The organism is Curvibacter sp. APW13 (assembly GCF_032337135.1).
Classification (GTDB): domain Bacteria; phylum Pseudomonadota; class Gammaproteobacteria; order Burkholderiales; family Burkholderiaceae_C; genus Allorhodoferax.
Genome location: NZ_JAVXZZ010000006.1, coordinates 78268 through 103837, shown reverse-complemented (window position 1 = coordinate 103837; position 25570 = coordinate 78268). Strand labels below are relative to the sequence as shown.

The window sequence follows — 25570 nt, the reverse complement described above, 5'->3', positions numbered from 1 at the left end:
GGCCGGGGCGGCTTTGTTGATCTGCATGCAGATTAACGCTTGGAGAACTGCTTGCGGCGACGGGCGCTGTGCAAACCGACCTTCTTACGTTCCACTTCGCGGGCGTCACGGGTCACGTAACCGGCCTTGCTCAACTCGGACTTCAGGGAAGCGTCGTAGTCGATCAGGGCGCGGGTGATGCCGTGGCGCACAGCGCCGGCCTGGCCGGACTCACCGCCACCGTGCACGTTGACCATGATGTCAAAGGCTTCGGTGTTGTTGGTCAGCACGAGGGGCTGCTTGGCGATCATGATGGAGGTTTGACGACCGAAGAACTTATCGATTGCCTTGCCGTTCACGACGATCTGGCCGGAGCCCTTTTTCAGGAAAACACGGGCGACGCTGGATTTGCGACGGCCAGTGCCATTGTTCCATTCACCAATCATTTAGAGCTCCTTAGATGTCCAACACTTTGGGTTGCTGGGCGGTGTGGGGGTGCTCAGCACCGCCGTACACCTTGAGCTTCTTGATCATGGCGTAGCCCAGGGGACCCTTGGGCAGCATGCCCTTGACGGCTTTTTCCAAAGCGCGGCCAGGGTGCTTGGCTTGCATGTCACGGAAGTTCGTGGCTGTGATACCGCCGGGGAAACCGGAGTGGCGGTAGTACACCTTGTCCAGGGACTTGGTGCCAGTCACTTTGAGTTTGGAAGCGTTGATGATGACGATGAAGTCACCAGTGTCAACGTGAGGCGTGTAAATGGCCTTGTGTTTGCCGCGCAAACGGAGAGCAACTTCGCTGGCTACTCGTCCGAGGACCTTGTCGGTCGCGTCAATCACAAACCACTCATGCACGACCTCAGCGGGTTTTGCGCTGAAAGTAGTCATGTTTTCTCATTACGAAAAAGGGTTTGGCGGGTTCTTTTCCACGGTCGGTTTTCCTCTGTTGGGAATCTCTTAGGTGGGTAAGCTTGTCTTCGCCGCGGAACCACAAAATCGCTGCGAAGCCTGCCATTATATAAAACTCCCCCCGTTTGGGCAAGCCAGGGGGAGCGCGGTTACGATGTCTGCCTATGTTCAGTTACCGCCACGCCTTCCACGCAGGCAACCACGCCGATGTGCTCAAGCACACGACGCTCATTGCCATCCTGCAGCACCTCACCATCAAGGAAACCGCCCTGATGGCCTTCGACACCCATGCGGGGGCCGGTCTGTACCGGCTGGACGGCGACTTTGCCCAGACCAGTGCCGAGGCCCTGGAAGGCATAGTCAAGCTGCAGGACCTTGCCGGTCCGGTACCCGCCGCGCTGCAGGCCTACCTGGACACGGTGGCCAGCTTCAACACCCAAAAGCCCTGGAAGGTCTACCCCGGCTCGCCCTTCATCATCCAGAAATTCCTGCGCGAGCGCGACAAGCTCAAGCTGTACGAGATCCACCCCACCGACGCCAAGACCCTGAGCGGCAACATCGCCCAGCTGGAGGCGGGGCGCCAGGTGGCGGTGCTGCGCGAAGACGGCTTCGAAGGCGTGCGCAAGCTGCTGCCGCCGCCCTCGCGGCGTGGACTCTTGCTGTGCGACCCCAGCTACGAGATGAAGACCGACTATGCGCGGGTGCCCGCCATGGTGGACGACGCACTGCAGCGTTTCGCCACCGGCACCTACGCCGTCTGGTACCCCATCATTCCGCGCCCGGAAGCCCACGACCTGCCCAAGCGCCTCAAGACCATGGCCCAGCGTTCCGACCGCCCCTGGCTGCATGCAACACTGACAGTCAAGTCGAGCAAGGTGCATACCGACGCGCAGGGCAATGAGGTGCGCCCCGGTCTGCCCGCCAGCGGCATGTTCGTCATCAACCCTCCCCACACCCTGAAGGACGCCCTGAAGGAGACACTGCCGTTCCTGGTCAAGGCCTTGGGACAGGACAGCAACGCCGCGTCCAGCCTGGACAGCGGCAGCTGACGCCCTGCACGGACCGCGCCGACGGGTCTCAGGACTTGCGCAGGCGCCCTGCCCAGAGTACCGCGCCCCCCACAACCAGTGTCAGTGCGGCCAGCGCACCCAATGGTGCCAGCACATCGGCCACGGGGGCGCCCATCTGGTTGAGCCGCAACGAGGCCTGGATGCCCGCGGTGCTGGGCACCAGCCAGCGCAGCACCTGCAAGGGTCCGGGCAATGCTTCCGCAGGCCAGGAGAAGCCAGACAGGAAGGCCATGGGCAGGGAAGTCAGCAGCAGCACCTGCATGGAGCGCTCGCGATCGCGGAACCAGAGACCCAGCAGACACCCCAGGCAGGCCACTGCCGGCATGTAGCACGCCAGCAACAGCAAGGCCCCCAGCGGGTTGCCGCCGCGCGGGAAGTCCTGCAGCGTGAACTCCCAGCCAAAGTAGAACAATCCTGCCAGACACCCCACCACCGACAGCGCCACGACGCGCCCGATCCATTCGGCCGGCCTGGCCCGCTGCTGCCCCGTTTCCGCCCAGGTGCCGACCAGCATGGCCGCGCCCATCAGCAAGGTCTGCTGCAGGATCAGCAGGGCCACGGCAGGCACCACGTAGCTGCCATAGCCTTCGGTCGGATTGAACAGCGGCACAAGCAGCGTGCCCACGGGGCTGCGGCTGGCTGCGGCCTGACGTGCACCCTGGCCGGCCGCCTGCAGTTTCCTGATCTCCACCCCGGCGGACACCGTTCCTACCGCTTCGGCAAAACCGTACAGCACCGCCTTGTTGAGCAGGGCATAGGCGCCATCGCCCTCGACCGTCACCACGGCAGACTGCCCGCGCAGCACATGGCGCTTGAGATCCGGCGGCAGGATGGCAAACCCCTCGATTTCGCCCGCCCACAGGGCACGCTGCGCCTCCTGCAGGTCCGCCCCCACCCAGCGCACGTCGAGGCGCGGGCTAGCGCTGGCAAAGCGGGTGATCTGGCGCGACAGGCTGCTGTGGTCCAGGTCAACCACGGCCACGGGAACACGGGTCACTGCCTGCTCCATGTAGGGCCAGGGGTAGAAGAAGCCGTACAGCACCGGCGCGATGGCCAGCAACAGCAGCACGCCCTTGTCGGCCCACACCGCCAGCAGGGTCGCACGCAGGGCGCGGGCGAACGCGCGCATTCAGCGCTTCCCCCAGCTTGCGGGCTGAACGGCGGCGCGCCGCAGGGCTGCCGCACTGCCCAGCAGCAACACCATGGCCGCCACGAACATCCACAGCGGCGTCGCCAGCGACACCGCCAGTGGCGCGCCCATCTGCAACTGTTCCATCTGCAGCCGGATGTAATGGGTAAACGGCAGCGCCTGGGCCCACAGCTGCGCCCCCCAGGGCATGGACTGGATCGGAAAGCCGACGCCGCCGAACGCGAACGCCGGCGCCGTGATGAACCCTGTGGCAGACAGGGCCGTGCGCAAGGACCGGGTCGCCCCCGCCGCGAGCGCCCCCATGCCCAGCGACAGTGCCAGAAAGACCCACAAGGCCAGGCAGGTCCAGGCCACGGAACCGGCGGGATGCCAGCCGCGCCCCCAAGTGATGCCGACCAAGGCCGCAGTCGCCACCAGACCCAGGCCCAGCCAGGGCCACAGCAGCTTGCCGGCCAGACCTGCCAGCACCTGCAAAAAATCGGGATGCGACCCCAGCCACTGGTCCACGCTGCGGTCACGCAGTTCACGCCCCACTCCCCAGGCACCCGCGGTCATGGCGGCAATGTGCAGCAGCGCCGGCAACAGGGCTGCCGCCAGGAACTGCTCGTAGTCCAGCGAGGCGTTGAACAGCGTCACCATGCCGGTACGCACCGGCTCCATGCTCACACGCACGGTCTGCGCCGGCTCGCCGCGCTTGTTGCGTGCCGCCATCTCGATACCGGCCGACAGGGTGCCGACCACGGTGCGCACGTCACGCTGGATCAGGCCCGAATGGGTTCCAAGCTGGGCGTTGTGCAGCAGCGTGACCTGGGCCGCACGCCCCTGCTTGATGGTTCGGGCAAAGTCGCCCGGAATGCGCACCACGGCATAGACCTCGGCACTGCGCAGGCCGCGCTCCGCTTGCGCTGCATCGGCGTAGCGCACCGCCACGCTCAGGCCCGGCGAGGCCTCCAGGAAGCGGGTCAGCTGGCGCGAAAGCGCCGAGTGGTCATCATCCAGCAGGCCGATCGGCAGCCGGGTCGGCAAGCCGGCCGAAAAGATCCACCACAGCAGCAGGCAGGCCAGCGCAGGCACCCAGGTGATCAGCGCCAGATCCCAGGGTCTGGAAAGCAACAAGCCGCGTTCGCGCCGCGCCGCAGTCGCTACCGAAACAATAGCTGCCTGCGCAGTGTATTCGCGGGCTGGAGGCTTTATTGGCACGAAAAACAAGCAGCGCAACTGCTACTGCACCAGTACGCTCATGCCCGGACGTGCATCGGCAATCGGTGCCAATGGCCGCGCGCGGACCTCGAAGGTCCGTGCGTCAAAGCCCTGGCTGCCACGCGTGGCACGCCAGGTCGCAAAGTCGGGCAGCGCCGCGCTGTAGAACACCTTGAAGCGCACCACCCTCGGCACACCGTTGTCGCGCAGCGCCGGCACGGTGGCGTCGAACTCAGCCCCCAGCGCAAAGCGTTGCAGGCGGTCTTCGCGCACGTTGATCACCACCCACTGGTCCTTCAGGTCCACCACGCTGACCAGCGCCACGCCTTGCGGGGACAGTTCGCCGGCCTTGGCCAGCACCTTGGCCACTTCACCGGCCACGGGGCTGCGCAGCTCGGTTTCGGCCTTGGCCGCCTCGACTTCGGCCACCACGCCCCGCACCTGGCGCGCCTGGGCGGCGGCGGCGGCCTTGTCTTCGGCCCGTGCCCCGGTGCGGGCCATGTCGTACTGGGCCTTGGCGGCTGCGGCCGCGTCACGCGAGGCCTTGTAGTTGGCTTCAGCCTCGTCGCGCTTCTGGGCCGGTACGAGGCCTTCCTTGGCAAGATTCTCGACGCGCTGGAACGACACCTGGGCCAATTCCGCTGCCGCCACCGCGCGCTGCCAGTTCATGCGCGCCATTTCCACTTCCTGCGGCCGGGCACCGGCCTGGGCCTTGGCCGCCACCGCCTGGGCCGCTTCCTGCGCCGCAGTGGCCTGGGCCAGCTTGGCGTTGACTTCGGGGCTGTCCATGCGCATCAGGGGGGTACCCACCTGGACCACATCACCTTCCTTGACCAGCAAGGCAGCAATGCGGCCGGGTACCTTGGCGGCCACGTCGGTCTCACGCGCTTCCATCTGCCCCTGGAACACATCGGGTGCGGGTTGGGAGGCACGCCACAGGCCAAGCCCCAGAAACCCGACCAGGGCCAGCGCTGCCGCACCCACGGCCACGGACTTGATCTGCATCGTCATTCCACCTTTACGTCTGCACCCGCCATATAGGCAGCGAATTCTTCTGACAGCCCACAGCCTTCGAGCAGGTTGGCCAGCGCCATCACGTATTCGTAGGCGGCCTGGGCACGCTCGGTCTGCACCTTGACCACGTACATCTCGGCATCCATCAGGTCCACGGCCGTGCTGGTGCCTTCGCGCAACCCGGCCTTGCGCAGGCGCAGCACCTCGTCGGCCACGTCAGCACCCGGCTGCAGACTGAAGAACTGGCGCCGGGCCTGCTCCACCAAGCGCCAGTTGCGCTCGACCAGCAGGGCAATGTCGTTGCGCGCCTGGGCGTCGGTATGCTCGGCCTGTGCCACCTGCTGCAGTGAGGCAGCGGCCATCTTGTCGCGGTCCACGGAGTCATACAAGGTCCAGCGGGCACCGACACCGAGTACCCAATCGGGGTTGCCGGTCGTCAGCGCGTGCTGACCGAAGGCAAACAGCTGGGGGCGGCGCAAGCCCTCTTCCCCCGCATGCAGGCTCTCGGCCTGGGCCTTTTTTGCCGCCACCTTGGCCAGACCCGGATGGTTCTGCAAGGCAGCTTCCAGAAAATACGCCATGGGCTGCACCGGCCGACTCCAGACAAAGAGGGGCGATTGCGGCGTGACGGCGCCGGGCGCGCCCACGGTGCGTGCCAGGGCAATGGCCGTGAGTTCGGCATCGTCCTGGGCCTTGAGTGCATTGCGGTGCGCGTCTTCAAGCGCGGCACGGGCCTGCAACCGCTCCACGCGCGACACCACCCCTGCGGCCAGCATCTTCTCGACCGCGCGGTCGTGCTCCTGCACGTTGCTGTAGGCGGCTTGGCGCAGGCTGGCCGCCCGGGCTGCGAGCTGGGCGCCGAAATAGCGCTGCACCAGCACCGTCATCAGTTCATGGCTGGTCTTGCGCGTGTCGGCCAGGGCCTCGTCGGCCTGGGCCGACACCAGGGCACGCGCGGCATCGGTGGCGCCACCCATATAGAGTGGCCACATCAGCGACAGCGACGCCGTGTTGCCGGTGCCATGCTGGTTGTAGGTGTAGCTTGACGGCAGGCTGGGAAACGATGGCGCCGGCACGGGCAGACCGGCCAGGGGGGCCTGCAGCGCTTGGCCGGCCTGCAGCAGCCGCTGGTTGACCGGGTCCAGGTCCACGGTGAGGTTGGCGTTGTAGGCGTAGCTGGCGCCGGATACCGCCACCGACGGCCCGCCCAGCCCCTGCAGGCCCTCGCCTTGCAACTGCTTACCGCGCAAGGCCGCGTGGGCGGCCGCCAGCTTGCCCGAGTGGGCCACCAGATGCGACCAGGCCGCAGAGAAGTCCATCGCCTGACCGGTACCTGGGGTCGCCTGCGCAAACGCACCCACGCCCGCTGCGAGCAGCGCCATGCAGAGTCCCTGTTTCCAAGGCTGAACCATTGCCATCATCCCCGTTCCGCGCACCCTTGCCCACGCAAGGTAGGGGCGCATTATGGGCGCGCGAAGGCGCCCATCGTCAAGCAGACAATCCCAGCCGCTCGCACAAAGCCAGGGTGGCCACGCTCTGGTTCATGGTGTAGAAGTGGATCGCCGGAGCGCCCCCGGCGCGCAGCTGCTCGCACAGGCTGGTCACCACGTCCAGGCCAAAGGCCTTGATGGATTCGACGTCATCACCGTAGCTCTGCAGGCGCAGGCGGATCCAGCGCGGGATCTCGGCACCGCAGGCATCCGAAAAGCGCATCAGCTGGGTCGAGCTGGTGATGGGCATGATGCCCGGTACCACGGGCACCGTCAGCCCCAGTGCGTCGACTTCTTCGACAAAGCGGAAGTAGGCATCGGCGTTGTAGAAGTACTGGGTAATGGCCGAGTTGGCACCGGCACGCACCTTGGTGGCAAAGGCCTGCAGGTCGCTGGCGGGGGATTTGGCCTGCGGATGCACCTCGGGGTAGGCCGCCACTTCGATGTGGAAGTCGTCCCCGGTCTCGGCACGGATGAAGGCCACCAGGTCACTGGCGTACTGGAACTCGCCCCCCAGGCCGTAGCCGCTAGGCAGGTCACCACGCAGGGCCACCAGGCGCTTCACGCCCATGGCCTTGAGCTCTGCCAGCTGCGCACGCACCGTGGCCTTGGTGGCTCCGACGCAGGAGAAGTGCGAAGCTGCCTGTACGCCTTCGGAGAGGATTTCCGACACGGCAGAGAAGGTACCGGCCTGGGTGGAACCGCCAGCACCGAAGGTCACGGAGCAGAACTCGGGTCGCAGGGCGTAGAGTTTGCTGCGCACCACGCGCAGTTTTTCGGCCCCCTCGGGGGTCTTGGGCGGAAAGAATTCCAGACTGATGGGAAAACGCGAATCGGCCATGGAGGGCTTTCTCAGGAAAGGGTTGCGTGGATGAAGAACTCGCGGTTGCCGTCGCCGCCCGCGATGGGCGAGTCGAACCAGGCCCGCACCTGCAGGCCCAATGCCGCGCAGGCGTCGCGCAGGCGCTGCTCGACCACCGCATAGAGGGCCGGGTCGCGCACGATGCCGCCCTTGCCGACCTGGGCCGGCTGCAGTTCGAACTGGGGCTTGACCAGCAGCAGCAGGTCGCCGCCACGCGCCAGCAGGGGCACCAGTGCGGGCAGCACCAGGGTCAGGGAAATGAAGGACAGGTCGCCCACGATGAGCTCGAACGTAGGGGACACTGGGCGCCCCTCGAATTCCGGCCTGCGCTGCAGGCGGGGGCCTTCGGCCGCACGGGCCTCGGCCTGCGCTGCGCGGTCGGACTCGAAGTTGTCCACGTCCTCGTCCTTGACGTCATCGCTGTCGTCGTAGTCGTCCTCGACCACGCCACCGTTGCGCATCCAGGCATAGGGAGCCTCGGGTTCGCGGTCATCGTCATCCTCCTCGACGACATCGCTCCACGCAGCTTCCCACGCATGGGTCAGCACCTCAGGCGTCAGGGCGCGGGCATTGATGCCTTCGAGGCACACCACCCGCGGGTCGTCGCGCACCAGCGCGTGCACCTGGTCGTGCCCGACGTCGACACCAACCACCAGGGAGGCTCCCTGGCCCAGCAGGCAATGCGTGAAGCCTCCGGTGGACTGGCCGACGTCCAGGCACTGGCGGCCGGACACCGCCACACCGGCCTGCTTCAGCGCCCCTTCGAGCTTGAGCCCGCCACGCGACACGTAGCGCGCCTCGGCGTCATCGAGCAGGCGCACTTCAGCACCGGTGGGAATGTCATCGCCATTCTTGACCACCTTGGTCCACGGCGCTGAATCGAACAGCCGCCACTCCACCCCCGCGCCGATCAGGCGCTGGGCCTGGGAACGGGTGGTAGCCAAGCCGGCATCTACCAGGAATACGTCAGCGCGCATCGACTCTCACTTTCTGGAACGGCGTACCGCTCAGTAGCGGTAGGTGGCCTTCTTGTACGGGCCGGCCTTGTTCACGCCGATGTAGGCGGCTTGCTCGTCGCTCAGTTCGGTCAGCATGGCGCCGACCTTCTTGAGGTGCAGGCGTGCAACCTTCTCGTCCAGGTGCTTGGGCAGCACATAGACCTTGCCGTTCTTGTATTCCTTGGGCTTGGTGAACAGCTCGATCTGGGCGATCGTCTGGTTGGCAAAGCTCGACGACATGACGAAGCTGGGGTGACCCGTGCCGCAACCCAGGTTCACCAGACGGCCCTTGGCCAGCAGGATGATGCGCTTTTCGGCCTTCTTGCCCTTCTTGGGGAAGATCACGTGGTCGACCTGGGGCTTGATCTCTTCCCACTTCAGCTTTTCCAGCGAAGCGACGTCGATCTCGTTGTCGAAGTGACCGATGTTGCAGACGATGGCCTGGTCCTTCATCGCGTCCATGTGCTTGTAGGTGATCACGTTCTTGTTGCCGGTGGCGGTCACGAAGATGTCTGCCTTGTCGGCGGCGTACTCCATGGTCACGACCTTGTAGCCTTCCATGGCGGCCTGCAGCGCATTGATGGGGTCGATCTCGGTCACCCACACCTGTGCCGACAGTGCGCGCAGGGCCTGGGCCGAGCCCTTGCCCACGTCGCCGTAACCGGCCACCAGGGCGATCTTGCCAGCCACCATCACGTCGGTGGCGCGCTTGATCGCATCTACCAGCGATTCACGGCAGCCGTACAGGTTGTCGAACTTGCTCTTGGTCACCGAGTCATTGACGTTGATGGCGCGGAAGGCGAGGGAGCCCTTGGCCGACATTTCCTCCAGGCGCATCACGCCGGTGGTGGTTTCTTCGGTCACACCGATGATGTTCTTCAGGCGGCGGCTGTACCAGGTCGGGTCGACCTTGAGCTTGGCCTTGATGGCGTTGAACAGGCAGATCTCTTCTTCGCTGCCGGGCTTGGCCAGCACCTTGATGTCCTTCTCGGCCTTGGCACCCAGGTGCATCAGCAGCGTGGCGTCACCACCGTCGTCGAGGATCATGTTGGGGCCTTCGCCGGCAGTACCCTTCTTGCCGCCGAATTCGAAGATGCGGTGAGTGAAGTCCCAGTACTCGTCCAGGGTCTCACCCTTGTGGGCGAACACCGGGGTGCCCTGGGCCACCAGGGCGGCGGCGGCGTGGTCCTGGGTGGAGAAGATGTTGCAGGACGCCCAGCGCACTTCGGCACCCAGTGCCTGCAGGGTCTCGACCAGCACACCGGTCTGGATGGTCATGTGCAGCGAGCCGGCAATGCGTGCGCCCTTCAGCGGCTTGCTCTTGGAAAATTCTTCGCGGATGGCCATCAGACCGGGCATTTCGGTCTCGGCAATGGTCAGCTCCTTGCGGCCCCAGGGCGCCAGGCTCAGGTCGGCGATCTTGTAGTCTTCGTTCTTGCTGGCAGGTTTGAGTGCGCTCATGGTTTACTCCAAAACAGATTTGAATGAACCACGTTTCGGGGCCAGCACTTTTGGGGAAAAGCCTCACCACACAGAACCGTGGGTGAGCGTCGTTGCGGGGTGAAGATCCGAGCCTCGCATCGGTTGACGATGCTGCAACGCTCCTCGGATGGGGTGGGATTATACGGATTCACCCGTTCCCGGCCAGCACCGGCCCGCTCAGTCCTTGCCTTCGAGGTGGAATTGGTGGAAGGCGCGGTGCACCAGCGGCGAGAGGAACACCGCGACACTGACCAGGAAAATCAGGCCTGCATACAGGGCGTAGCTGCCTGCAAACACCTTGCCCGCGTCGGTTTTTGGCAGGTGTACCGGCCCCATACCCCCCAGCAACATGGCGGCATTGAGAAAAGCATCGACGAGCGGCAACGCCTCGAAGACCATGTAGCCGGCCATGCCGATGGCCAGCGAAACCCCCAGCATCAGCAAGGCGATTCCCAGATGCCGCAGTACGCGCCACGCGAACAGGTGCGGATGCAGCAGCGGCTTGGTGCGGTGTTCGAACATGCCGACAAGAATACACCGGTCACTGGTTCGTACAATGGGTCGCATGCCTCTTCCCCTGCAGGACCTCCTCGATGACGCTGGCCTCAACCGCCAGCATGTCTTCGCGCTGGCCGACTTGCCACCGGAGTTGCTGGCGCCCATGGCACCCGCCGCCCATGAAAGGCAGCTGCTCCTGTTTGGGCATGCGGGCCGACGCCTGTGGGAGCGCGTGCAGGCCGAAGGGGGCAGCGAGGAACACCCCATCGACGCCTACTCCGTGCGTACCGTCCAGCGCTGGCTGGCACAGGCCCTGCCTGGCGCGCGTGCCCGCTTTGTCTACCCGGAGGGCTTGCGACCGGGCCAGCATGTGGGCCTGCAACGCCTGGGGCAACTGGCCGGTTGGCACCACCCGTCCCCCTTCATGGTCGGGGTTGATTCCCATTGGGGCAGCTGGTTTGCCTACCGGGCCGCCATCCTGACGGACACCGCCCTGCCCCCTTCGCCGCGCGAGGATCTGGGACACCCCTGCCCCACCTGCACAACCAGAGCCTGTGTCTCGGCCTGCCGGGGCAAGGCGCTATCGGAAGGCCCCATGGACTTCCAGGCCTGCCAATCACAACGCCTGCAGGACGGGTCGCCGTGTGCGCTGGGGTGCCCGGCGCGGCAGGCCTGTCCGGTGGGCGCAGCGCACCGCTACGAGAGCAGCCAGATCGCGCACGCGTCGCGCTATTCGCTGCAAGCCATCCGGCGCTACGCGAGCCGGCCCCGCGGCTGAGAGCGCCGCGCCGATGACGCCGCCGCGTAAAATCGCGGCTTTCCCCCTCCAGACTCCCCCCGACTCCATGACCTTCACTGCGGAAACCCGCCGCCGCCGCACCTTTGCCATCATTTCCCACCCGGACGCCGGTAAGACGACGCTGACCGAGAAGCTGCTGCTGTTCTCGGGCGCGATCCAGATCGCGGGCTCGGTGAAGGCGCGCAAGGCCAGCCGCCACGCCACCTCGGACTGGATGGAGATCGAGAAGCAGCGCGGCATCTCGGTGGCGTCCAGCGTGATGCAGATGAGCTACCGCGACCACGTGGTGAACCTGCTCGACACGCCCGGCCACAAGGACTTCTCCGAAGACACCTACCGCGTGCTGACCGCCGTGGACTCGGCCCTGATGGTGATCGACGCCGCCAACGGTGTGGAAAGCCAGACCCGGCGCCTGATCGAGGTCTGCCGCCAGCGCGACACCCCCATCATCACCTTCGTCAACAAGATGGACCGCGAGGTGCGCGACCCGCTCGACATCCTGGACGAGGTCGAGCGCGAGCTGGGCATGCCCTGCGTGCCCATGACCTGGCCCGTGGGCCAGGGCAAGAGTTTTGGCGGCATCATCAACCTGCACACCCAGACCATGTCGGTGTTCGAAGCCGGCAGCGAACGCCGCCCGCAGGAGTTCGAGCACATCCGCCTGGCCGATACCGAGGTGCTCAAGGCCCGCTTCGGCAGCAACTATGACGCCGCCATCGACGGCATGGAGCTGGCCACCGGGGCCTCGCCCGCCTTCGACCGCGAGGCCTTCCTGGCCGGCAAGCAGACCCCCGTATTCTTCGGCTCCGGCGTGAACAACTTCGGTGTGATGGAAGTGCTCGACGCCCTGGTGGACCTGGCCCCCAGCCCCAAGAGCCGCACCAGCACCGCGGTGGTGAACCGCCAGCCGGTCGTCACCGAAGTGCAGCCCGACGACGAGGCGTTCTCCGGCGTGGTGTTCAAGGTGCAGGCCAACATGGACGCCAACCACCGTGACCGCATTGCCTTCGTGCGCGTGGCCTCGGGCAAGTACACCCCGGGCATGAAGCTCAAGGTCATGCGCACCGCCAAGGAACTGCGCCCCACCAGTGTGGTCACCTTCATGAGCCAGCGCCGCGAGGCCGTGGACGAGGCCTATGCCGGTGACATCATCGGCTTCACCACGCACGGCGGCGTGCAGCTGGGCGACACCATCACCGACGGCAGCGTCAACCGCCTCTACACCGGTCTGCCCTTCTTCGCCCCGGAAATGTTCATGACCGTGGTGCTGAAGAACCCGCTGCGCACCAAGCAGCTGCAGCAGGGCCTGGCCCAGCTCGGCGAGGAGGGTGCGATCCAGGTGTTCAAGCCCGAAGCCGGTGGCAACATGCTGCTAGGCGCCGTGGGCCAGCTGCAGTTCGAGGTGGTGCAGCACCGCCTCAAGGCCGAGTACGACGCCGACATCCGCCTGGAGGGCTGCCAGTACACCGGCGCTCGCTGGATCACGGCCGACAAGCCGGAAGACCTGCGCGAGTTCGTCAACGCCTACCCGCTGCGCATGGCCAAGGACGCCGCCGACACCCTGGCCTACCTCTGCACCAGCCCCTACGACGTGCGCCTGGCGCAGGAGCGCTTCCCCAAGATCCATTTCCACCCGCTGCGCGAGCACGCCGGGCTGGCCTTGCAGAGCGCGTCTTGAAACCGCTGTCCGACTGGCCGCTGGCGGAGCGGCGCGGCATCGTCGGTGTGTTCACCGACATCGACGACACCCTGACCTCCGAGGGCAGCATCACGCCCGACGCCTTGCAGGCACTGCACGACCTGCACGCGGCCGGGGTGGTGGTGATCCCGGTCACGGGGCGCCCCATCGGCTGGTGCCAGCGCTTCATGGACGGCCTCAGCCAGGAGCCCTGGCCGGTGCCGGCCATGGTGGCGGAAAACGGTGGCGTCGCCTTCGTGCGCAGCCTGTCTGCCGATGTTCAAGGCCAAATCAGGCCAGAGCCCGCAGAAAAACTGCGTGAGCCGCTATCAAAACTATACCAACTCGATGCCGCCACACGCGCAGCCAATGCCGCCGCCATGCAGCAAGTGGCGCAGCGTGTGCTGCGCGAACTGCCCGGCGTGGGCCTGTCTCGCGACGGCGGCGGGCGGGAGACCGACCTGGCCTTTGACTACGCCGAGTACGCGCAGCTGCCGCCCGAGACCGTGCAGCAGGTCCTGGCCATCCTGCACGAGAGCGGCATGGAAACCTCGGTGAGCAGCATCCACATCCACGGCTGCTTCGGCCACTTCGACAAATGGACTGGCGCACAGTGGATCCTGCGCACCCTGATGCGCAGGGAGCTGGCCGATGAGCTGGACCGCTGGGTGTTCATCGGCGATTCGGGCAACGACCAGGTGATGTTCCGGCACTTCCGCCACAGCGTGGGCGTGGCCAACATTGCCCGCTGTGCTTCCAGCCTGACCGACCTGCCGCGCTACATCACCCCGGCGGAACGCGGCACCGGCTTTGCGCAGATGGCGCAGGCGATCCTGCAGGCACGTTGAGGCAGCGCCATGGCTGCGACCACCACCCCACCCCTGCCGGCCCACGCCAGCCGGGGCCTGACCGCCATCTTCGGCTCCACCTTCTTCGCCCTGGTGGCCCATTTCATGCTCATGCCCCTGCTGCTGCTGCGCATGAAGGGCGACAACGTCTCCAGCACCCTGGCCGGGCTGTTCTCGGCGGCAGGCTGGCTGGGCATCTTCCTGCTCACGCCGTTTGCCTCCACCATCGTGCGCCGTCTGGGCCAGCGGCCCGCCATGTGGGCCTCCAGCGCCGTCATCACCGCAGCGGCGTTCGGCTATGGCTTCTTCCACAGCCTGCCTTTGTGGTTTGCGCTGAACTTCCTCTCCGGCCTGGCCATGGCGCTGCGCTGGGTGTTGGCCGAGGCGCTGATTGCCGAGTTCTGCCCACCACAGCAGCGCGGCCGCTACGTGGGTTTCTTCCAGACCCTGGTGAGCGCGACCTTCATCGCCGGGCCCGCGGCCCTGGTGTGGGCCGGGCCGCAGAGCGCCAGCACCCTGTGGTGGGCCATGGGCCTGTCGGCGCTGGGCCTGGCCTGGACGGCGCTGATACCGCCCCTGCCTGCCGCCCACGACAGCCACACCGCCAGCACCGGCTGGCGTGGCCTGTGGCAGGCGCTGGTGGCGCACCCCATCATCATGCTGGCCGGGTTCGTCGGCGGCTTTTTCGAGACCGGGGTCACCGGCATCCTGCCGCTGTATGGGCTGGAGCTGGGCCTGCGCCCGGAGCAGGCGGCGCTGCTGGTGTCGGCCAGCGGCATCGGGGGCGTGCTGATCATGATGCCCGCCGGCATGGTGGCCGACCGCTTCCGCGACCCGGTGCAGGGGCGCCACACCCTGATGCGCTTGTTCGCCGCGGTCACGCTCGTGGCCACTTGCACCATGCCCTTCGTGGCCCACACCGTCTGGCTGGCCTGGCCGCTGGTGTTCCTGTGGGGCGGTGCCGGCGGCACGCTGTACACCATGGCCATGATCGACATCGGGGCCCGCGAAAAGGGCATCACCCTGGTGAACAGCACCGCGGTGCTGGTGCTGACCTACACCCTGGGCGGGCTGGTGGCGTCGAGCGTGTCGGGCGCCCTGCTGGACTGGTCACCGCGGCTGGGCTTCCCGGCCGTGCTCATCGGCGTGGCCGCCGTGGGGCTGGCGGCGCTGCTACGGGCTAGCCCTGGATCTGGCACGGAATCTCGATGGTGAACGTGGTGCCCTGACCCACGACGCTCTTCACCCGCAGCCGACCGCGTAGCGGCCCGTAGACGATGTTGTGGCAGATGTGCAGCCCCAGGCCGGTGCCGCCACGCCCGAGCTTGGTGGTGAAGAAGGGGTCGAAGATGCGCCCCAGCACCTCCGGGGGCATGCCACAACCGTTGTCCTCCACCTCGATGATGGCCCAACCCTTGCGATCGCTGCAGCTCACCGTGATGATGCCCGCGGGCTGGTCTTCCAGACCATGGAACACCGCATTGGTCAGCAGGTTGGTCAGCACCTGTCCCAGCGGGCCGGGGTAGGTATGCATGAGGATGCCACCCATGAGATTGCGGCGGATGGCCACCTTCTTCTTGCCGAACACCGGTGAGGTCACACTCAGCACCTCGCCGATCTGGGTCGCCAGGTCAAAGCTGCGCAGGCGTTCGCTGGTCTGGTCCACGGCCACCTGCTTGAAGCTCTGGATCAGTTCGGCCGCCCGGGTGGCGTTGTGGAATACCAGGTCGGCCCCTTCGCGCGTCTGCGTCACGAACTCTTCCAGGCCCCTGCGGGTGAGCTTGTTGGCCGCTGCGTCCTGGGCGAACTGGGCAACCCGATCCTGTTGCGTGCTGGCCACCACAACGATGTTGCCGATCGGGGTATTGAGCTCGTGCGCCACCCCCGCCACCAGCGAGCCCAGGGCCGCCATCTTCTCGGCACGGACCAAGCCTTCCTGGGCGTTTTGCAGACTCGTCAATGCTTCGCGCGCCTCTTCTTCGGACTCCTGCCCCGCCTCGAGTTCATCGCGCAGCCGCGTGGTAATGGTGTTGATGCTCTGCGTGAGCGCACCGAACTCGTCCTGCGCCACCACCGGGAACGCCACGATGTCTTCGGCGGCCTCGCGGCTGGCCGCATGGTCCAGCACCTGCTGCAACGCCCGCACACGGCGGAACACCAGCCGGTCCACGCCGAACCAGAACACCACCAACAGGAACGCGTTGAGCAGCAGCACCTGCACCACCAGGATCACCAGGGTCTGCTGCACGGCCCGCTCCAGCGACGCAGCCGACCACAGCACTTCCAGGCGCCCGACTTCCATCCCCTCGACGGTCGGGAGCGTGATCTCAAAGACCTCGCCACGGTCGGGCACGTCCTCGCCCGTGAGTTCGCGAGACAGCCACAGTTCGCCGCGCACATCAAAGGCCTTGATGGCATACACCACCGGTCCCAGCCGGGTGTCCATCAGGGCGGCGGCGGCAGTGCGGTCAAAATTCCACATGGCACTGGCCATGGGGCGGGCAAGCTGCTGGGTCAATTCGTGTTCGAACTGTGCCCGGTTTTCCTTCAGGCGCACCTGCGCCTGGTTGAAGGACCACAGACCGATGGTTCCGGTCAGTGCGGTGACCACCGCCATCAGCAACACAGCCAACTGCACGCGCACCGAGCGCGCCCACCAGGCCACGCGCCGCTCATCTCGGCCATGCCGACCTCCGGTACTTGCTGCTGTGCTGCTGCGCTGAAGATCCATCCGAATCCTTGTCGTTGCGTGTGGCCAGCGCCGTTCCTACCTCGCACACCCTGGCGCCAGCCGGGCTTGCAGTGTAGCCCGCACATTTCAAATGATCCAGTGCTTTTCAGCCCCAGGCCGAGAGCACATTCACCGCGTTCACCCCCACCTCGGCCACCGCATACCCGCCCTCGAACACCAGCACCGTGGGCAGGCCCGCCTGGCGCAGGCGCTGGCCCACGCGCAGGTAGTCATCGCTGTGCAGCTGGAAGCCCGAGATCGGGTCGCCCGCAAAGGTATCCATGCCCAGGGACACCACCAGCGCATCGGCCCCGAAGCGGCCAATGGCCGTGAGCGCCACCTCCAGCGCCTGGGCCCAGGCGGTGTAGCCCGTGCCGCGCGGCAATGGCAGGTTCAGGTTGGCCCCCAGGCCCGCGCCCGTGCCGGTTTCGTCCGCATGGCCCAGGTAGAACGGGTACTCGGTGCGCGGGTCACCATGGATGCTGGCGAAGAACACGTCGGGGCGATCATAAAAAATGGCCTGGGTTCCGTTGCCGTGGTGGTAGTCGATGTCCAGCACCGCCACCTTCCGGCAGCCCCCATTGCGCAGGTGCTGGGCAGCGAGTGCCGCGTTGTTGAGGAAGCAGTAGCCGCCAAAGAAGTCGGCGCCCGCGTGGTGGCCGGGCGGGCGGCTCAGCGCAAAGGCCGAGGCGTCGCCATCCAGCACTGCGTGCGCCGCGCTCAGCGCACACAGGGCACCTTCGCGCGCCGCCGCCCAGGTGCCGGCCGTGAACGGCGTGCCCGCGTCGTAGGAATACAGCCCCACCTTGGCCGCAAAGTTGTCGGGCTCGATGTCGCTTCGGAAGGTACGCGTGGGCCACACCGAGGGCAAGATGTCCTTGTCCGCATTGGCGGGGTCCAGCGCCACCCACTGCGCCCAGGCCGTGCGCAGGAAGTGCAGATAGCGCGGGCTGTGCACCTGTTCCAGCAAGGCCTCGTCCCACGGGGTGGGAGCCAACACCGGCCCCAAGGGGCGGCGCTGCAGCTCGGCCAGCACGTGGTCGGCCCGGGCCGGTACCTCGAAGCAGGGAACCAGCGCGCCCCGAAACATCTCGACCTTGCCCTGGTGCTGGGCGTGCAGGTGGTTGTAGTAGGTTTTCATGGCAGTTTCATTGGTCAAATTGGCTTCTAGCCCGCACGGAATATGTGTAGTCAGCTAGAAATTCAGTAGCAACTGTACTGGGCTTACAGCGGAATCTCCACCACCACTTCCAACCCTGGCTGGGCGTTGTGCACGGTGAAGGTTCCGCCATGGGCCTGGGCCACCAGGCGGCACAGGTACAGCCCCAGGCCGACGCCGCCGCCTTCGCGGGTGCGGGCGGCCTCAGAACGGTAGAAGGGTTGGCCCAGGTGGGGCAGCTGCTCGGGGGCAACGCCGGGGCCGTGGTCGCGCACGCGCAAACGCAGGTGGCCGCCCAGGCTTTGCAGGTGCAGCACGGGGGCTTGGGCGGTGGCGGGGGTGTGGCGCAGGGCGTTGTCGAGCAGGTTGCGCACCAGCAGGCGCATGCGGGTGGGGTCCAGCTGCGCGGTAGGTACCGCATCGCACACCAGTTCCACCACGGGTTGGCCGGGCAGCTGGTGCACCACCTCGTGCACCAGCGCCACCAGGTCGCAGGGCTCGCGGTGCAGGGCGGTGTGCGGGGTGGCCAGGCGTTCGCTTTCCAGCAGATCAATCACCAGGTCGCGCATCAGGGCCAGGTCGCGCAGCAGGGCTTCGCGGCTGGGGGCTACGTCCTCTGTTTCGGGCAGCAGCTCGGTGTTCAGGCGCGCGCGGGTGAGCGGGCTGCGCAGTTCGTGGCTGATGGCCAGTAAGAGCGCGCGCTTGGCCTCCAGCATGTGGTGGATGTCGGCGCCCATGGTGTTGATGGTGCCGGCCAGCACGCCCAGCTCGTCGGGCCGGTGGGCGTGGCGCACGGGAATGGGCTGGGCAAAGTCGCCACTGCCGAAGCGCTGGGCCCCGGCGCGGATGTCTTCCAGTGGGCGCAACATGCGCCGCACGCGGGCATAGGCCAGGCCGGTCAGCAGCAGCATGCCGCCCAGCGTGAACCAGCCGATGAGCCGGGGCTTGTCGTGCCAGACCTGGACCTTGAGCGCAAAGCGGATGCGGTGGCCGTCGGCCGTGGTGCGCTCGAAGATGCGCGGTGGCTCGCTGGCCAGCCGGGCCGGGTCGCCCGGCCGCTCCCAGCGCGTGGGGTCGTAGTCGTAGTCGTCGGGGTGGCTGCGCCAGTTCACGGTGGGGCCGCTGATGCGCACGCTCACCGGCAGGCGCTGCACGATGGCCTGGGCCCGCGCCACGTCCGGCGGGGTGCCGATCTCGGCCGCGAGCTTGTCCACGTAGTCCATGACCAAGGGACGCGCGGCGTCACGCCAACCGATGCCCAGCGCGTACTGCATGCCACCCACGAAGGTAGCCGTCATGGCCAGGGCCAGCAGCAGAAACAGGCCCACCAGGCGCAGGCGCAGCGAGTAGGCCAGCGCGTGGCGTGCGCGCCGGTGCCAGCGCAACGGAGCCCCCACGTTTCCCGCTTCGCGTGGTGCACTGCCCCCCAAGGGGTCCCTCGCGCCTAGGGGCGGCCCGTCGGCGCTCATGTGTCGCTTTCTCATCCCTTCGCTCCCTGCAAGGCCAGGGTGTAGCCCGCATTGCGCAGGGTCTTGATGGCGTCCAGCGGCTCCAGTTTCTTGCGCAGGCGGCTCACCACGATGTCCACGGCGCGGGTGTACAGGTCCGCCTCCACGCCGCGCAGCTGGTTCAGGATGTCGTCGCGGCTGAACACCTTGCCGGGGGCGCGCGCCAGCAGCAGCAAGAGGTCGAATTCGGTGCTGGTCAGCTCCACCGCCTGGCCCTGGCGCAGTACGGTGCGGGTGGCGGTATTGATTTCAAGGCCATCGAAGGTCAGCACGTTCGGATCAGAAGTGGGGGCGGTGGCCGGGGCCTTGCGGCGCAGCACGGTCTGCACCCGGGCCACCAGCTCGCGCGGCTCGAAGGGCTTGGGCACGTAGTCGTCGGCGCCCAGCTCCAGCCCCACCACGCGGTCCATCACGTCGCCGCGGGCGGTGAGCATGAGGATGGGCAGGTCGCTTTCCTTGCGGATGGCGCGGCACAGGGCAAAGCCGTCCATCTCGGGCAGCATCACATCCAATATAGCGCAGTCGATGCCGCCCTGCTGCAGGCGCGCCAGCCCGGCACTGGGGCGCAGCGCGTGCTCCAGCGTCATGTCGAAACGCGCGAAATAGGCCGCCAGGGGTGGCCCGAGCTCGGCGTCGTCGTCAATCAGGAGGATGCGGTGCATGCAGCAATTCAATGGAGCGTTGCCGCATTCTCCCACCACCGGTGGTGGCGCAGGATGAGTGCGCGCAGACGCTGCTGTGCTGCGCCCGGCAGGACATCGAACTCGCGCGCGGCCTGCTCCAGCGGTGGCAACGACAGCCCCGCGCTGCCGGCCAGGGAGCGGGCATGGTCCTGGTCGAAGCGCGAGCCCCACACCAGGGCCAGGGCTTCGGCATGCGGCTCGTCGGTGTGGGCGACGAGCCGCGGCAACTGCTGGCGCAAGTCGCGCAGCGCGGGTGTCACGTCGGCTGCAGGCATGGTGCATCAGCCCCAGTGGAACCAGCGGCCACGGCCTTCCAGGTAGTCACGCACCTTCTGCTGCTGGCTGGCGTTGAGGCTGTTGTAGAAGTCAGCCAGCGCGGCCACTACTTCGGGGCTCTTGGCATTGAGTGCGGCAGTCTTGTCGTTGATGAGGGCCTGGGCGCGGGCGGCGTCGAACTTGTCGCCGGATACCAGGGCCTTCATCTCGGCACGCGGGTCTTTGGTCTGGCCGATGAGCGCGGTGCGCTGCTCGTACAGCTTGTCACCCAGCACGGCCAGGCGCTTTTTCTGGTCTTCGTTGAGGTCCAGGCGGCTGGCCACCTTGTCGACGACCTTGTCGCGTTTCTGGGCGTATTCCTCGGCGCTGAGTTGCGCGCCATATTCGTGCTGGCGGTGGCCGCAGGCCGAGAGGCTACCGACGACGAGCGTGACGCCGAACAGGCCGAGCAGGGTGCGCTTGAGGTGGCGTTTGAAGAAGTGGGACATGGCGGTCTTTCTGTACTCCGGTGGAGTGGTGGAACATGACCGTGATGGTGCCCAGCGGGTGCCGTTACCGGGTGTCGGGCCGGTATCGCTTTGTTTCGTTTTATTTCAGGGCCTACTTCTTGCCACCGCCGCCGTGGTCGCCACCGCCATGCCCCTCATGGCCACCGCCGTGGCCTTCGCGCCCACCGCCACGCTCGTGGTCGGACTGCTTGCCGTGGGACTCGTGGCCGCGCGACTCCTTGTCGTGGCGGCCTTCCTTGCGGTGGTCCTTGTGGCCAGCCTCTGCGGCCTTGGACTTGTCGGTCTTGCTGGCACTCACCACGGCGCCGAGCTTGACGCCGTTGGCGTGGGCGACCTGCCCCCAACCCATGCCCGAAGCACGCTGCGACAGCACGCCATTGAGGGTGGTGGTCTTGGTGCCGACGGTGACCGTGCCGCCGTTCAGCGCTGCCGAGATCTGTGCCGGGGTCGGGTTGGTGATGCCCTGCTTGGCCAGCGAAGCCTTGGCCAGCGACAGTGCAATGCCGGTCTCGCCCACCCCCATCTTGCCGGTACTCGGGCTGAAGCTGGTGCTGCCGGTACTGCCGCTGAGGCTGACGGTGCTGCCCGTGCTCAGGCCATTCACCAGCGACCGGGCATTGGCAGTGGAACCGGCCCAGGTAGCGTAGCTGGCCGCCAGGCGGTCGTTGGCGGTGGAGTTTGAAGGGCTGGTGGTGGTTGTGGTGCCAGACGGAGTGTTCGCTGTCTGTGCAACGGACATCATGGGCATGGCCAGCCCCAGGGCCAGCGGAAGCGCCATCTGGCGCGTGGTGAGTAGTGGACGGGACATGGCTTACTCCAACACTTCGGCAATGGGCCGCAAGTGTAGGCGCTGTGGCGGCACTTGGCAGCCCCGCAATTGTTACCACTGGTGAGTCGTTACGTGGTGTAACTCCAACGGCAATCACCGACAACTTGTTGGTAACGCCGCGCCTGGCATATCGACAAGGCGCCCTCGCCTCAGGCGACGAAGCCCGATTCCGCGTTACCGACAGGTAACGTAATCGGGCTCGGTGTTTACCCCCGGTGGCGTCCACGGACACGGCCGCGTCACAACAATTCCGGTGTTCTTGCAAGGGCGAATAACAACGACCAACGAGTGCGCGACTCGCTGGCCACTACGAACCTAACACTGGATGGACCTCTGAAATGAATCACCGTATGACATTCGCCGTGCGCGCCAGCACAGCCGCCGTTTTGTGCCTGTGCGGCAGCGCCTTTGCCGCGCCCGCCATCGATGCCAACATCGAACTCGACAACACCAGCCGCGATGGCACCTATGTGGCAGCTGCCGACAAGGGCTTGACCCAGTCTGGTCGCCTGGAACTGAACGTGGCCAACAAGGCCGGCGCCGACGCCTTTGTGGCAGGGCGCGCAACCTTCCTGTCCAAGAAGGATGGCACCGTTGCCACCGACGACATGTGGATCCAACTGGGCAATGCGTCCACGGACGTGAAACTCGGCCGCTTCGAAGCCGCGGACCTGTTCCCGCTGGCGGGTGACACGCTGGTCAACCATGCTGGCACCGTCTACGGCGCCAACACCCTGCGCGGACGCAAGGCCAGCGACGTGTTCCACGCTGCCACCACGTTCAACCTGGGCTCGGGCCTGGCCTTCGAACTCGGACTGATTTCGACCACCACCACCAACCTCAGCGGCGCCACCGCCCGCGGCCTGCGCCCGGTGCTGTCCTACACCTCCGGCCCCCTGGCCGCCAAGCTGGGCCTGGAGCAGGGCGAATACAACTCCGGTAACAAGGTCAGTGGCTTTGGCCTGACCGTCGGCTACGACTTCGGCGCCTTCAAGCTCACCGGCAACTACGCGCAAGGCAAGCAGGACGCCACCATCGACGACACCCAGAGCGCCTATGCGCTCACCGTCGCCGTGGGTGGACTGTCGGTCGGTGCCATCAGTGCCAAGAATGATGCCACCGGCGGTGACACCCGCGTGCAGACGGGCTACGTGTCCTACAGCATGCCCCTGTTCGGCATCAAGGGCGCCACCATTACCCCGGCGGTGTCGGTATCGAAGGCCGCCGACAGCGTGGCCAACACCAACAAAGAAGAGACTGCATTCCGCGTGCGCCTGCACTACGACTTCTGATCGCTGCCTTTCAACTCCAAGGAAATTGATGGGGTGGTTCCTGCCAGGGGACCACCTCTTTTTTCATGGCGCTCCGGCGTCCAGCAGCCATTGGGCAATGCGTTCGCGTGCAGCGGTAGGGGCTTGCATGTGGCTCGCATCGGGCTGCTCGAAGCGCGAACGGGCGTTGGGTGGAAGCAGGGCAAACAGCGCGGGGTTGGCGCGCCGCAACGCCGGGTAATCGCCCGTGGGCGCCAGGTACAGCACCGGCACGGTCGCTGGCACCGCACGCAAGGCCCGCTCCTGCGCCATGGCGCCTTGCGGGTCGAACCAGGCAGCGTACCAGTCAGCGCGGGTCTGGACCGTGGACAGCCCCTTGCTGCCCTCGTAGTCCGCGAACCCGCCGATCTCGGCCCCCTGCCCGGCAGCCACCAGGGTGCGTGCCTTGTCGAGGTAGGCCCCCAGCTTCTGCCCGTACAGTTCGGTTGCGGTGTTGCCACCCGGGGCAATGGCCACCACACCATCCACCGGCAGCTGCGCCGCCAGATGCAGGGCGAACACGGCCCCTTGGCTGTGCCCCACCAGCACCACGCGTTGCGCTCCCTGCGCGCGCAATTCCGCCAGCGCCTGGGCCACCTGCTGCTGCGCCTGCTCAGGTGAAGCGTCGTACTGGCGGCGCTGCGACCAAGGCATTTCCAGGTTGCGCACCCGCATGCCCTGGGCTACCAGGTAGGTGGCCAGTTCGGCCACCAGCCCGGTGGGTGAACCACCCTTGCCATGCATCAGCACCACCCCAATGCGGGTCGCCCCTGTGCCCTCCTGCGCCAGCGCTGGAGTCGCCGCCCCCAGCGCCAGCAAGGCCAAGACCGTCCTGCGGTTCAGCACCTGCATGGCTGGCTCCCTGTGAATGGTTCGGGCGCACCGCCGCCCGATCGGCCGACCCGCCCAACAAGGCAGCGGCGGTACGCCACGTGGCTACTTGTTGAAACGGATGGCAGCATTGAGTTTCTGCATCACCGTATCCGGCACATTCTTGCTGCACATCAGGTGCCGGTAATCGCCTGGGGGCATGTTCCGGGGTTTGAACTGACGGAAATCGGCAGGTTTGAATCCAGCCGCTTCGATGGCACCCTGGGCCTCTTCCGGGGCGATGAGCATGTAGTCCGCCATACCCTGCTTGATCTGGCGCAGCATGGCCAGGTTCTCATCCGTGGTTGTCTGGCGCTTGGGCTGGTATTTCTCGATCAGGGCATCCATGGCGGCACCGTAGGAGTAGCCCAGCTTCACCAGCAAGACCAGACTCTGGTCCCCGTACACCGACTCCAGCGTGGCGTGTGCAGCCAGGCGCGATGCACTGGCCGCCGACGTCAGCAGCACATGCGGCTGGCTCTGGTAGATCGGCTGGCTGTACTTGGCGAACTTCTGGCGCTCAGCGGTCTTGTACATGCCGATCATGCAATCCTGCCCGATGTTCATCTCGACGTAGTTCAACTGGCGCGCGAAAGGGGTTTCCTTCACCACCACCGGCACGCCCGCTTTCTTGAACGCCTGGTAAGACGGCCCGCCGGTCAGCCCCGTCAAGCCCTCCTCCGCCGCAACCATGTAGGGTGGCCGCTGCACGTAGTGCAGGGTAACGGGAGCCTCATCGCCGGCAGACGCGCTGTTTGCCAGCCCCACGCTCCCAACGAGCAGGACCATGCCAGAAAACGCCCGCTGCGCGGGTACGAACTTCAGGAAATTGCGCGTCTTCATACTGAACCCCATTGCCTTCTTGCAACCACCGACCTAGTCGGCCTGCCGGAATGTCCCCATGATGCGCCCCAGCGAACCACTGCGCTCCAGATCGCGCAGGGTCCGGGACAAGGTCTGCGCCAACTCCCGGTGCTGCGGGCCCAGCCAGATGTGCACCTTGACCGCGTCCAGCAAAGCCCCGGTCAACTCTGCGCCAAAGTCGCTGCGCATGGGCCATTCGTTCTTCCTGTCGGCCGGCAACACACACCAGTCCACCCGTCGCGCCTGGGCCATGCGCAGGCAGGACTCGTCGCTGTTGGCCACCTCGCGGTGGGCCACACCGGCGGTGCGGATCTCTATGCCCTTGAAGCCCCGCACATAGGCAACGCGGTAGGGAGTCAGGTCGCTCCAGCCCGCGGGCAGCGGCCCCTGTGCCACACCGACCGCATAGAAGAAAGCACTCTGGACATGCGGGTCCACGCGGACGGCCTCTGGGTGGCTCTGGCTAAACGTGGCAATGCGGTTGACGTCACCGTCGTAGGTGCCATTGCGAAAGTCCACCAAGGCGCGCTCGGCTGGGACGGTTTCCAGGGTGTACCCCACGCCGGCACGGCTGAACAGCACATCCAGCAGCAGCTTCTCCTGCACCATGACGGGCCGGTCAAGGGCGAGAATGCTGACCAGGCGCAACGGAGTGCCGTGGCCAGGTGTCGGCAACGACTGCGCATGGGCCCCAACACAGGCAAGCATCAGCACCATGCCGCTCGCCACACGGGGCTTCCACACCCGGTGGAAAAGGCCCTCCAACGCTGTCATTCTGGTCATGTGCGCCAGTGTACGCCGCCGACTACGTCGCTTCAACCGGGCTGCTTCTGCAAGGCGCCCAACGTGGCGCCCTG

The 25570-nt window shown here is 66.4% G+C and carries 26 protein-coding genes and 1 riboswitch; of the genes, 6 read left to right on the top strand and 20 right to left on the bottom strand.

The features are described 5' to 3' along the window. Positions 1-32 precede the first annotated feature (32 nt). Positions 33-425, bottom strand: a complete 393-nt coding sequence (gene rpsI, locus RQP54_RS19025; RefSeq protein WP_315680091.1) for a 30S ribosomal protein S9 — start codon at positions 423-425, stop codon at positions 33-35. Positions 426-435: 10 nt separating this feature from the next. After that, positions 436-864, bottom strand: a complete 429-nt coding sequence (gene rplM, locus RQP54_RS19020) for a 50S ribosomal protein L13 (protein WP_315680089.1) — start codon at positions 862-864, stop codon at positions 436-438. 185 nt (positions 865-1049) lie between these two features. On the opposite strand from rplM, the gene RQP54_RS19015 reads away from it, so the two are divergent. Then, on the top strand, positions 1050-1934 hold the full coding sequence (locus tag RQP54_RS19015; protein ID WP_315680088.1) for a 23S rRNA (adenine(2030)-N(6))-methyltransferase RlmJ: 885 nt from the start codon (positions 1050-1052) through the stop codon (positions 1932-1934). Between the two features lie 28 nt (positions 1935-1962). Here the strand turns inward: RQP54_RS19015 and RQP54_RS19010 are convergent, their stop codons facing one another. From RQP54_RS19010 to RQP54_RS18975, 8 genes are all read right to left on the bottom strand, one after another. After that, positions 1963-3084, bottom strand: coding sequence for an ABC transporter permease (locus RQP54_RS19010; RefSeq protein WP_315680086.1), 1122 nt, complete (start codon positions 3082-3084; stop codon positions 1963-1965). Then, on the bottom strand, positions 3085-4305 hold the full coding sequence (locus tag RQP54_RS19005) for an ABC transporter permease (RefSeq protein WP_409997590.1): 1221 nt from the start codon (positions 4303-4305) through the stop codon (positions 3085-3087). A 21-nt stretch (positions 4306-4326) separates the two neighbouring features. Then, entirely contained in the window at positions 4327-5310 is a 984-nt protein-coding gene (locus RQP54_RS19000; protein WP_315680084.1) for an HlyD family secretion protein, read from the bottom strand. A 2-nt stretch (positions 5311-5312) separates the two neighbouring features. Then, positions 5313-6701 carry a TolC family protein gene (locus RQP54_RS18995; protein ID WP_315680082.1) on the bottom strand — a complete coding sequence of 463 codons (1389 nt, stop codon included), beginning with the start codon at positions 6699-6701 and terminating at the stop codon, positions 5313-5315. 106 nt (positions 6702-6807) lie between these two features. Continuing rightward, entirely contained in the window at positions 6808-7650 is an 843-nt protein-coding gene (gene metF / locus RQP54_RS18990; protein WP_315680080.1) for a methylenetetrahydrofolate reductase [NAD(P)H], read from the bottom strand. Between the two features lie 11 nt (positions 7651-7661). Then, positions 7662-8648 carry a TlyA family RNA methyltransferase gene (locus RQP54_RS18985; RefSeq protein ID WP_315680079.1) on the bottom strand — a complete coding sequence of 329 codons (987 nt, stop codon included), beginning with the start codon at positions 8646-8648 and terminating at the stop codon, positions 7662-7664. Positions 8649-8678: 30 nt separating this feature from the next. Further along, a complete protein-coding gene (ahcY, locus tag RQP54_RS18980) occupies positions 8679-10130 on the bottom strand; it encodes an adenosylhomocysteinase (protein ID WP_315680078.1) in 1452 nt (483 codons plus the stop codon). Positions 10131-10207: 77 nt separating this feature from the next. Further along, positions 10208-10282, bottom strand: a riboswitch (S-adenosyl-L-homocysteine riboswitch). A gap of 46 nt (positions 10283-10328) precedes the next feature. Further along, entirely contained in the window at positions 10329-10718 is a 390-nt protein-coding gene (locus RQP54_RS18975; protein WP_315680077.1) for a hypothetical protein, read from the bottom strand. Between RQP54_RS18975 and RQP54_RS18970 the strand changes: the two genes are divergently transcribed. The 4 genes from RQP54_RS18970 (at position 10717) to RQP54_RS18955 (ending at position 15189) form a co-directional block, all read left to right on the top strand. Continuing rightward, positions 10717-11427, top strand: coding sequence for a hypothetical protein (locus RQP54_RS18970; protein WP_315680076.1), 711 nt, complete (start codon positions 10717-10719; stop codon positions 11425-11427). The two genes, RQP54_RS18975 and RQP54_RS18970, sit on opposite strands and share 2 nt — an antisense overlap. A gap of 67 nt (positions 11428-11494) precedes the next feature. Further along, a complete protein-coding gene (locus RQP54_RS18965) occupies positions 11495-13126 on the top strand; it encodes a peptide chain release factor 3 (protein WP_315680074.1) in 1632 nt (543 codons plus the stop codon). After that, the gene (locus RQP54_RS18960; protein WP_315680072.1) at positions 13123-13974 is read left to right on the top strand and encodes an HAD-IIB family hydrolase; all 852 of its coding nucleotides are present in this window, start codon (positions 13123-13125) and stop codon (positions 13972-13974) included. The genes RQP54_RS18965 and RQP54_RS18960 overlap by 4 nt, the downstream gene beginning before the upstream one ends. Positions 13975-13983: 9 nt before the next feature. Beyond that, the gene (locus tag RQP54_RS18955; protein WP_315680070.1) at positions 13984-15189 is read left to right on the top strand and encodes an MFS transporter; all 1206 of its coding nucleotides are present in this window, start codon (positions 13984-13986) and stop codon (positions 15187-15189) included. Here the strand turns inward: RQP54_RS18955 and RQP54_RS18950 are convergent. The 7 genes from RQP54_RS18950 to RQP54_RS18920 form a co-directional block, all read right to left on the bottom strand. Further along, the gene (locus RQP54_RS18950) at positions 15155-16705 is read right to left on the bottom strand and encodes a HAMP domain-containing sensor histidine kinase (protein WP_315680068.1); all 1551 of its coding nucleotides are present in this window, start codon (positions 16703-16705) and stop codon (positions 15155-15157) included. The genes RQP54_RS18955 and RQP54_RS18950 overlap by 35 nt on opposite strands. Before the next feature lie 106 nt (positions 16706-16811). Beyond that, entirely contained in the window at positions 16812-17846 is a 1035-nt protein-coding gene (locus RQP54_RS18945) for a histone deacetylase family protein (RefSeq protein WP_315680067.1), read from the bottom strand. Positions 17847-17929: 83 nt separating this feature from the next. Beyond that, the gene (locus tag RQP54_RS18940) at positions 17930-19348 is read right to left on the bottom strand and encodes a HAMP domain-containing sensor histidine kinase (protein WP_315680065.1); all 1419 of its coding nucleotides are present in this window, start codon (positions 19346-19348) and stop codon (positions 17930-17932) included. Continuing rightward, positions 19345-20034, bottom strand: a complete 690-nt coding sequence (locus tag RQP54_RS18935) for a response regulator transcription factor (protein WP_315680064.1) — start codon at positions 20032-20034, stop codon at positions 19345-19347. Before RQP54_RS18935 ends, RQP54_RS18940 begins: the two co-directional genes overlap by 4 nt. An 8-nt stretch (positions 20035-20042) precedes the next feature. After that, the gene (locus tag RQP54_RS18930; RefSeq protein ID WP_315680062.1) at positions 20043-20330 is read right to left on the bottom strand and encodes a hypothetical protein; all 288 of its coding nucleotides are present in this window, start codon (positions 20328-20330) and stop codon (positions 20043-20045) included. Positions 20331-20336: 6 nt separating this feature from the next. Further along, positions 20337-20819: a Spy/CpxP family protein refolding chaperone gene (locus RQP54_RS18925; RefSeq protein ID WP_315680061.1), complete on the bottom strand. Its 483-nt coding sequence runs from the start codon at positions 20817-20819 to the stop codon at positions 20337-20339. A 112-nt stretch (positions 20820-20931) separates the two neighbouring features. Further along, the gene (locus tag RQP54_RS18920; RefSeq protein ID WP_315680059.1) at positions 20932-21648 is read right to left on the bottom strand and encodes a hypothetical protein; all 717 of its coding nucleotides are present in this window, start codon (positions 21646-21648) and stop codon (positions 20932-20934) included. 371 nt (positions 21649-22019) lie between these two features. Here RQP54_RS18920 and RQP54_RS18915 point away from each other — a divergent pair, with 371 nt between their 5' ends. Next, on the top strand, positions 22020-22961 hold the full coding sequence (locus RQP54_RS18915) for a carbohydrate porin (protein ID WP_315680056.1): 942 nt from the start codon (positions 22020-22022) through the stop codon (positions 22959-22961). A gap of 63 nt (positions 22962-23024) precedes the next feature. Here the strand turns inward: RQP54_RS18915 and RQP54_RS18910 are convergent, their stop codons facing one another. The 3 genes from RQP54_RS18910 to RQP54_RS18900 all read right to left on the bottom strand — a co-directional run bounded on the left by RQP54_RS18910 (position 23025) and on the right by RQP54_RS18900 (position 25496). Further along, a complete protein-coding gene (locus RQP54_RS18910; RefSeq protein ID WP_315680054.1) occupies positions 23025-23831 on the bottom strand; it encodes an alpha/beta hydrolase in 807 nt (268 codons plus the stop codon). Positions 23832-23915: 84 nt separating this feature from the next. Then, positions 23916-24692 (bottom strand): substrate-binding periplasmic protein, encoded by a 777-nt coding sequence (locus tag RQP54_RS18905; RefSeq protein ID WP_315680053.1) that lies wholly within the window; start codon positions 24690-24692, stop codon positions 23916-23918. A 33-nt stretch (positions 24693-24725) separates the two neighbouring features. Continuing rightward, positions 24726-25496 carry a hypothetical protein gene (locus RQP54_RS18900; RefSeq protein ID WP_315680052.1) on the bottom strand — a complete coding sequence of 257 codons (771 nt, stop codon included), beginning with the start codon at positions 25494-25496 and terminating at the stop codon, positions 24726-24728. Positions 25497-25570 lie beyond the last annotated feature (74 nt).

Bases quoted from the DNA above. Each gene is read 5' to 3' on its own strand.
- rpsI (WP_315680091.1), bottom strand. From the start codon at position 425: ATGATTGGTGAATGGAACAATGGCACTGGCCGTCGCAAATCCAGCGTC.
- rplM (WP_315680089.1), bottom strand. From the start codon at position 864: ATGACTACTTTCAGCGCAAAACCCGCTGAGGTCGTGCATGAGTGGTTT.
- RQP54_RS19015 (WP_315680088.1), top strand. From the start codon at position 1,050: ATGTTCAGTTACCGCCACGCCTTCCACGCAGGCAACCACGCCGATGTG.
- RQP54_RS19010 (WP_315680086.1), bottom strand. From the start codon at position 3,084: ATGCGCGCGTTCGCCCGCGCCCTGCGTGCGACCCTGCTGGCGGTGTGG.
- RQP54_RS19000 (WP_315680084.1), bottom strand. From the start codon at position 5,310: ATGCAGATCAAGTCCGTGGCCGTGGGTGCGGCAGCGCTGGCCCTGGTC.
- RQP54_RS18995 (WP_315680082.1), bottom strand. From the start codon at position 6,701: ATGGCGCTGCTCGCAGCGGGCGTGGGTGCGTTTGCGCAGGCGACCCCA.
- metF (WP_315680080.1), bottom strand. From the start codon at position 7,650: ATGGCCGATTCGCGTTTTCCCATCAGTCTGGAATTCTTTCCGCCCAAG.
- RQP54_RS18985 (WP_315680079.1), bottom strand. From the start codon at position 8,648: ATGCGCGCTGACGTATTCCTGGTAGATGCCGGCTTGGCTACCACCCGT.
- ahcY (WP_315680078.1), bottom strand. From the start codon at position 10,130: ATGAGCGCACTCAAACCTGCCAGCAAGAACGAAGACTACAAGATCGCC.
- RQP54_RS18970 (WP_315680076.1), top strand. From the start codon at position 10,717: ATGCCTCTTCCCCTGCAGGACCTCCTCGATGACGCTGGCCTCAACCGC.
- RQP54_RS18975 (WP_315680077.1), bottom strand. From the start codon at position 10,718: ATGCGACCCATTGTACGAACCAGTGACCGGTGTATTCTTGTCGGCATG.
- RQP54_RS18965 (WP_315680074.1), top strand. From the start codon at position 11,495: ATGACCTTCACTGCGGAAACCCGCCGCCGCCGCACCTTTGCCATCATT.
- RQP54_RS18955 (WP_315680070.1), top strand. From the start codon at position 13,984: ATGGCTGCGACCACCACCCCACCCCTGCCGGCCCACGCCAGCCGGGGC.
- RQP54_RS18950 (WP_315680068.1), bottom strand. From the start codon at position 16,705: ATGGATCTTCAGCGCAGCAGCACAGCAGCAAGTACCGGAGGTCGGCAT.
- RQP54_RS18945 (WP_315680067.1), bottom strand. From the start codon at position 17,846: ATGAAAACCTACTACAACCACCTGCACGCCCAGCACCAGGGCAAGGTC.
- RQP54_RS18940 (WP_315680065.1), bottom strand. From the start codon at position 19,348: ATGAGAAAGCGACACATGAGCGCCGACGGGCCGCCCCTAGGCGCGAGG.
- RQP54_RS18935 (WP_315680064.1), bottom strand. From the start codon at position 20,034: ATGCACCGCATCCTCCTGATTGACGACGACGCCGAGCTCGGGCCACCC.
- RQP54_RS18930 (WP_315680062.1), bottom strand. From the start codon at position 20,330: ATGCCTGCAGCCGACGTGACACCCGCGCTGCGCGACTTGCGCCAGCAG.
- RQP54_RS18925 (WP_315680061.1), bottom strand. From the start codon at position 20,819: ATGTCCCACTTCTTCAAACGCCACCTCAAGCGCACCCTGCTCGGCCTG.
- RQP54_RS18920 (WP_315680059.1), bottom strand. From the start codon at position 21,648: ATGTCCCGTCCACTACTCACCACGCGCCAGATGGCGCTTCCGCTGGCC.
- RQP54_RS18915 (WP_315680056.1), top strand. From the start codon at position 22,020: ATGACATTCGCCGTGCGCGCCAGCACAGCCGCCGTTTTGTGCCTGTGC.
- RQP54_RS18910 (WP_315680054.1), bottom strand. From the start codon at position 23,831: ATGCAGGTGCTGAACCGCAGGACGGTCTTGGCCTTGCTGGCGCTGGGG.
- RQP54_RS18905 (WP_315680053.1), bottom strand. From the start codon at position 24,692: ATGAAGACGCGCAATTTCCTGAAGTTCGTACCCGCGCAGCGGGCGTTT.
- RQP54_RS18900 (WP_315680052.1), bottom strand. From the start codon at position 25,496: ATGACCAGAATGACAGCGTTGGAGGGCCTTTTCCACCGGGTGTGGAAG.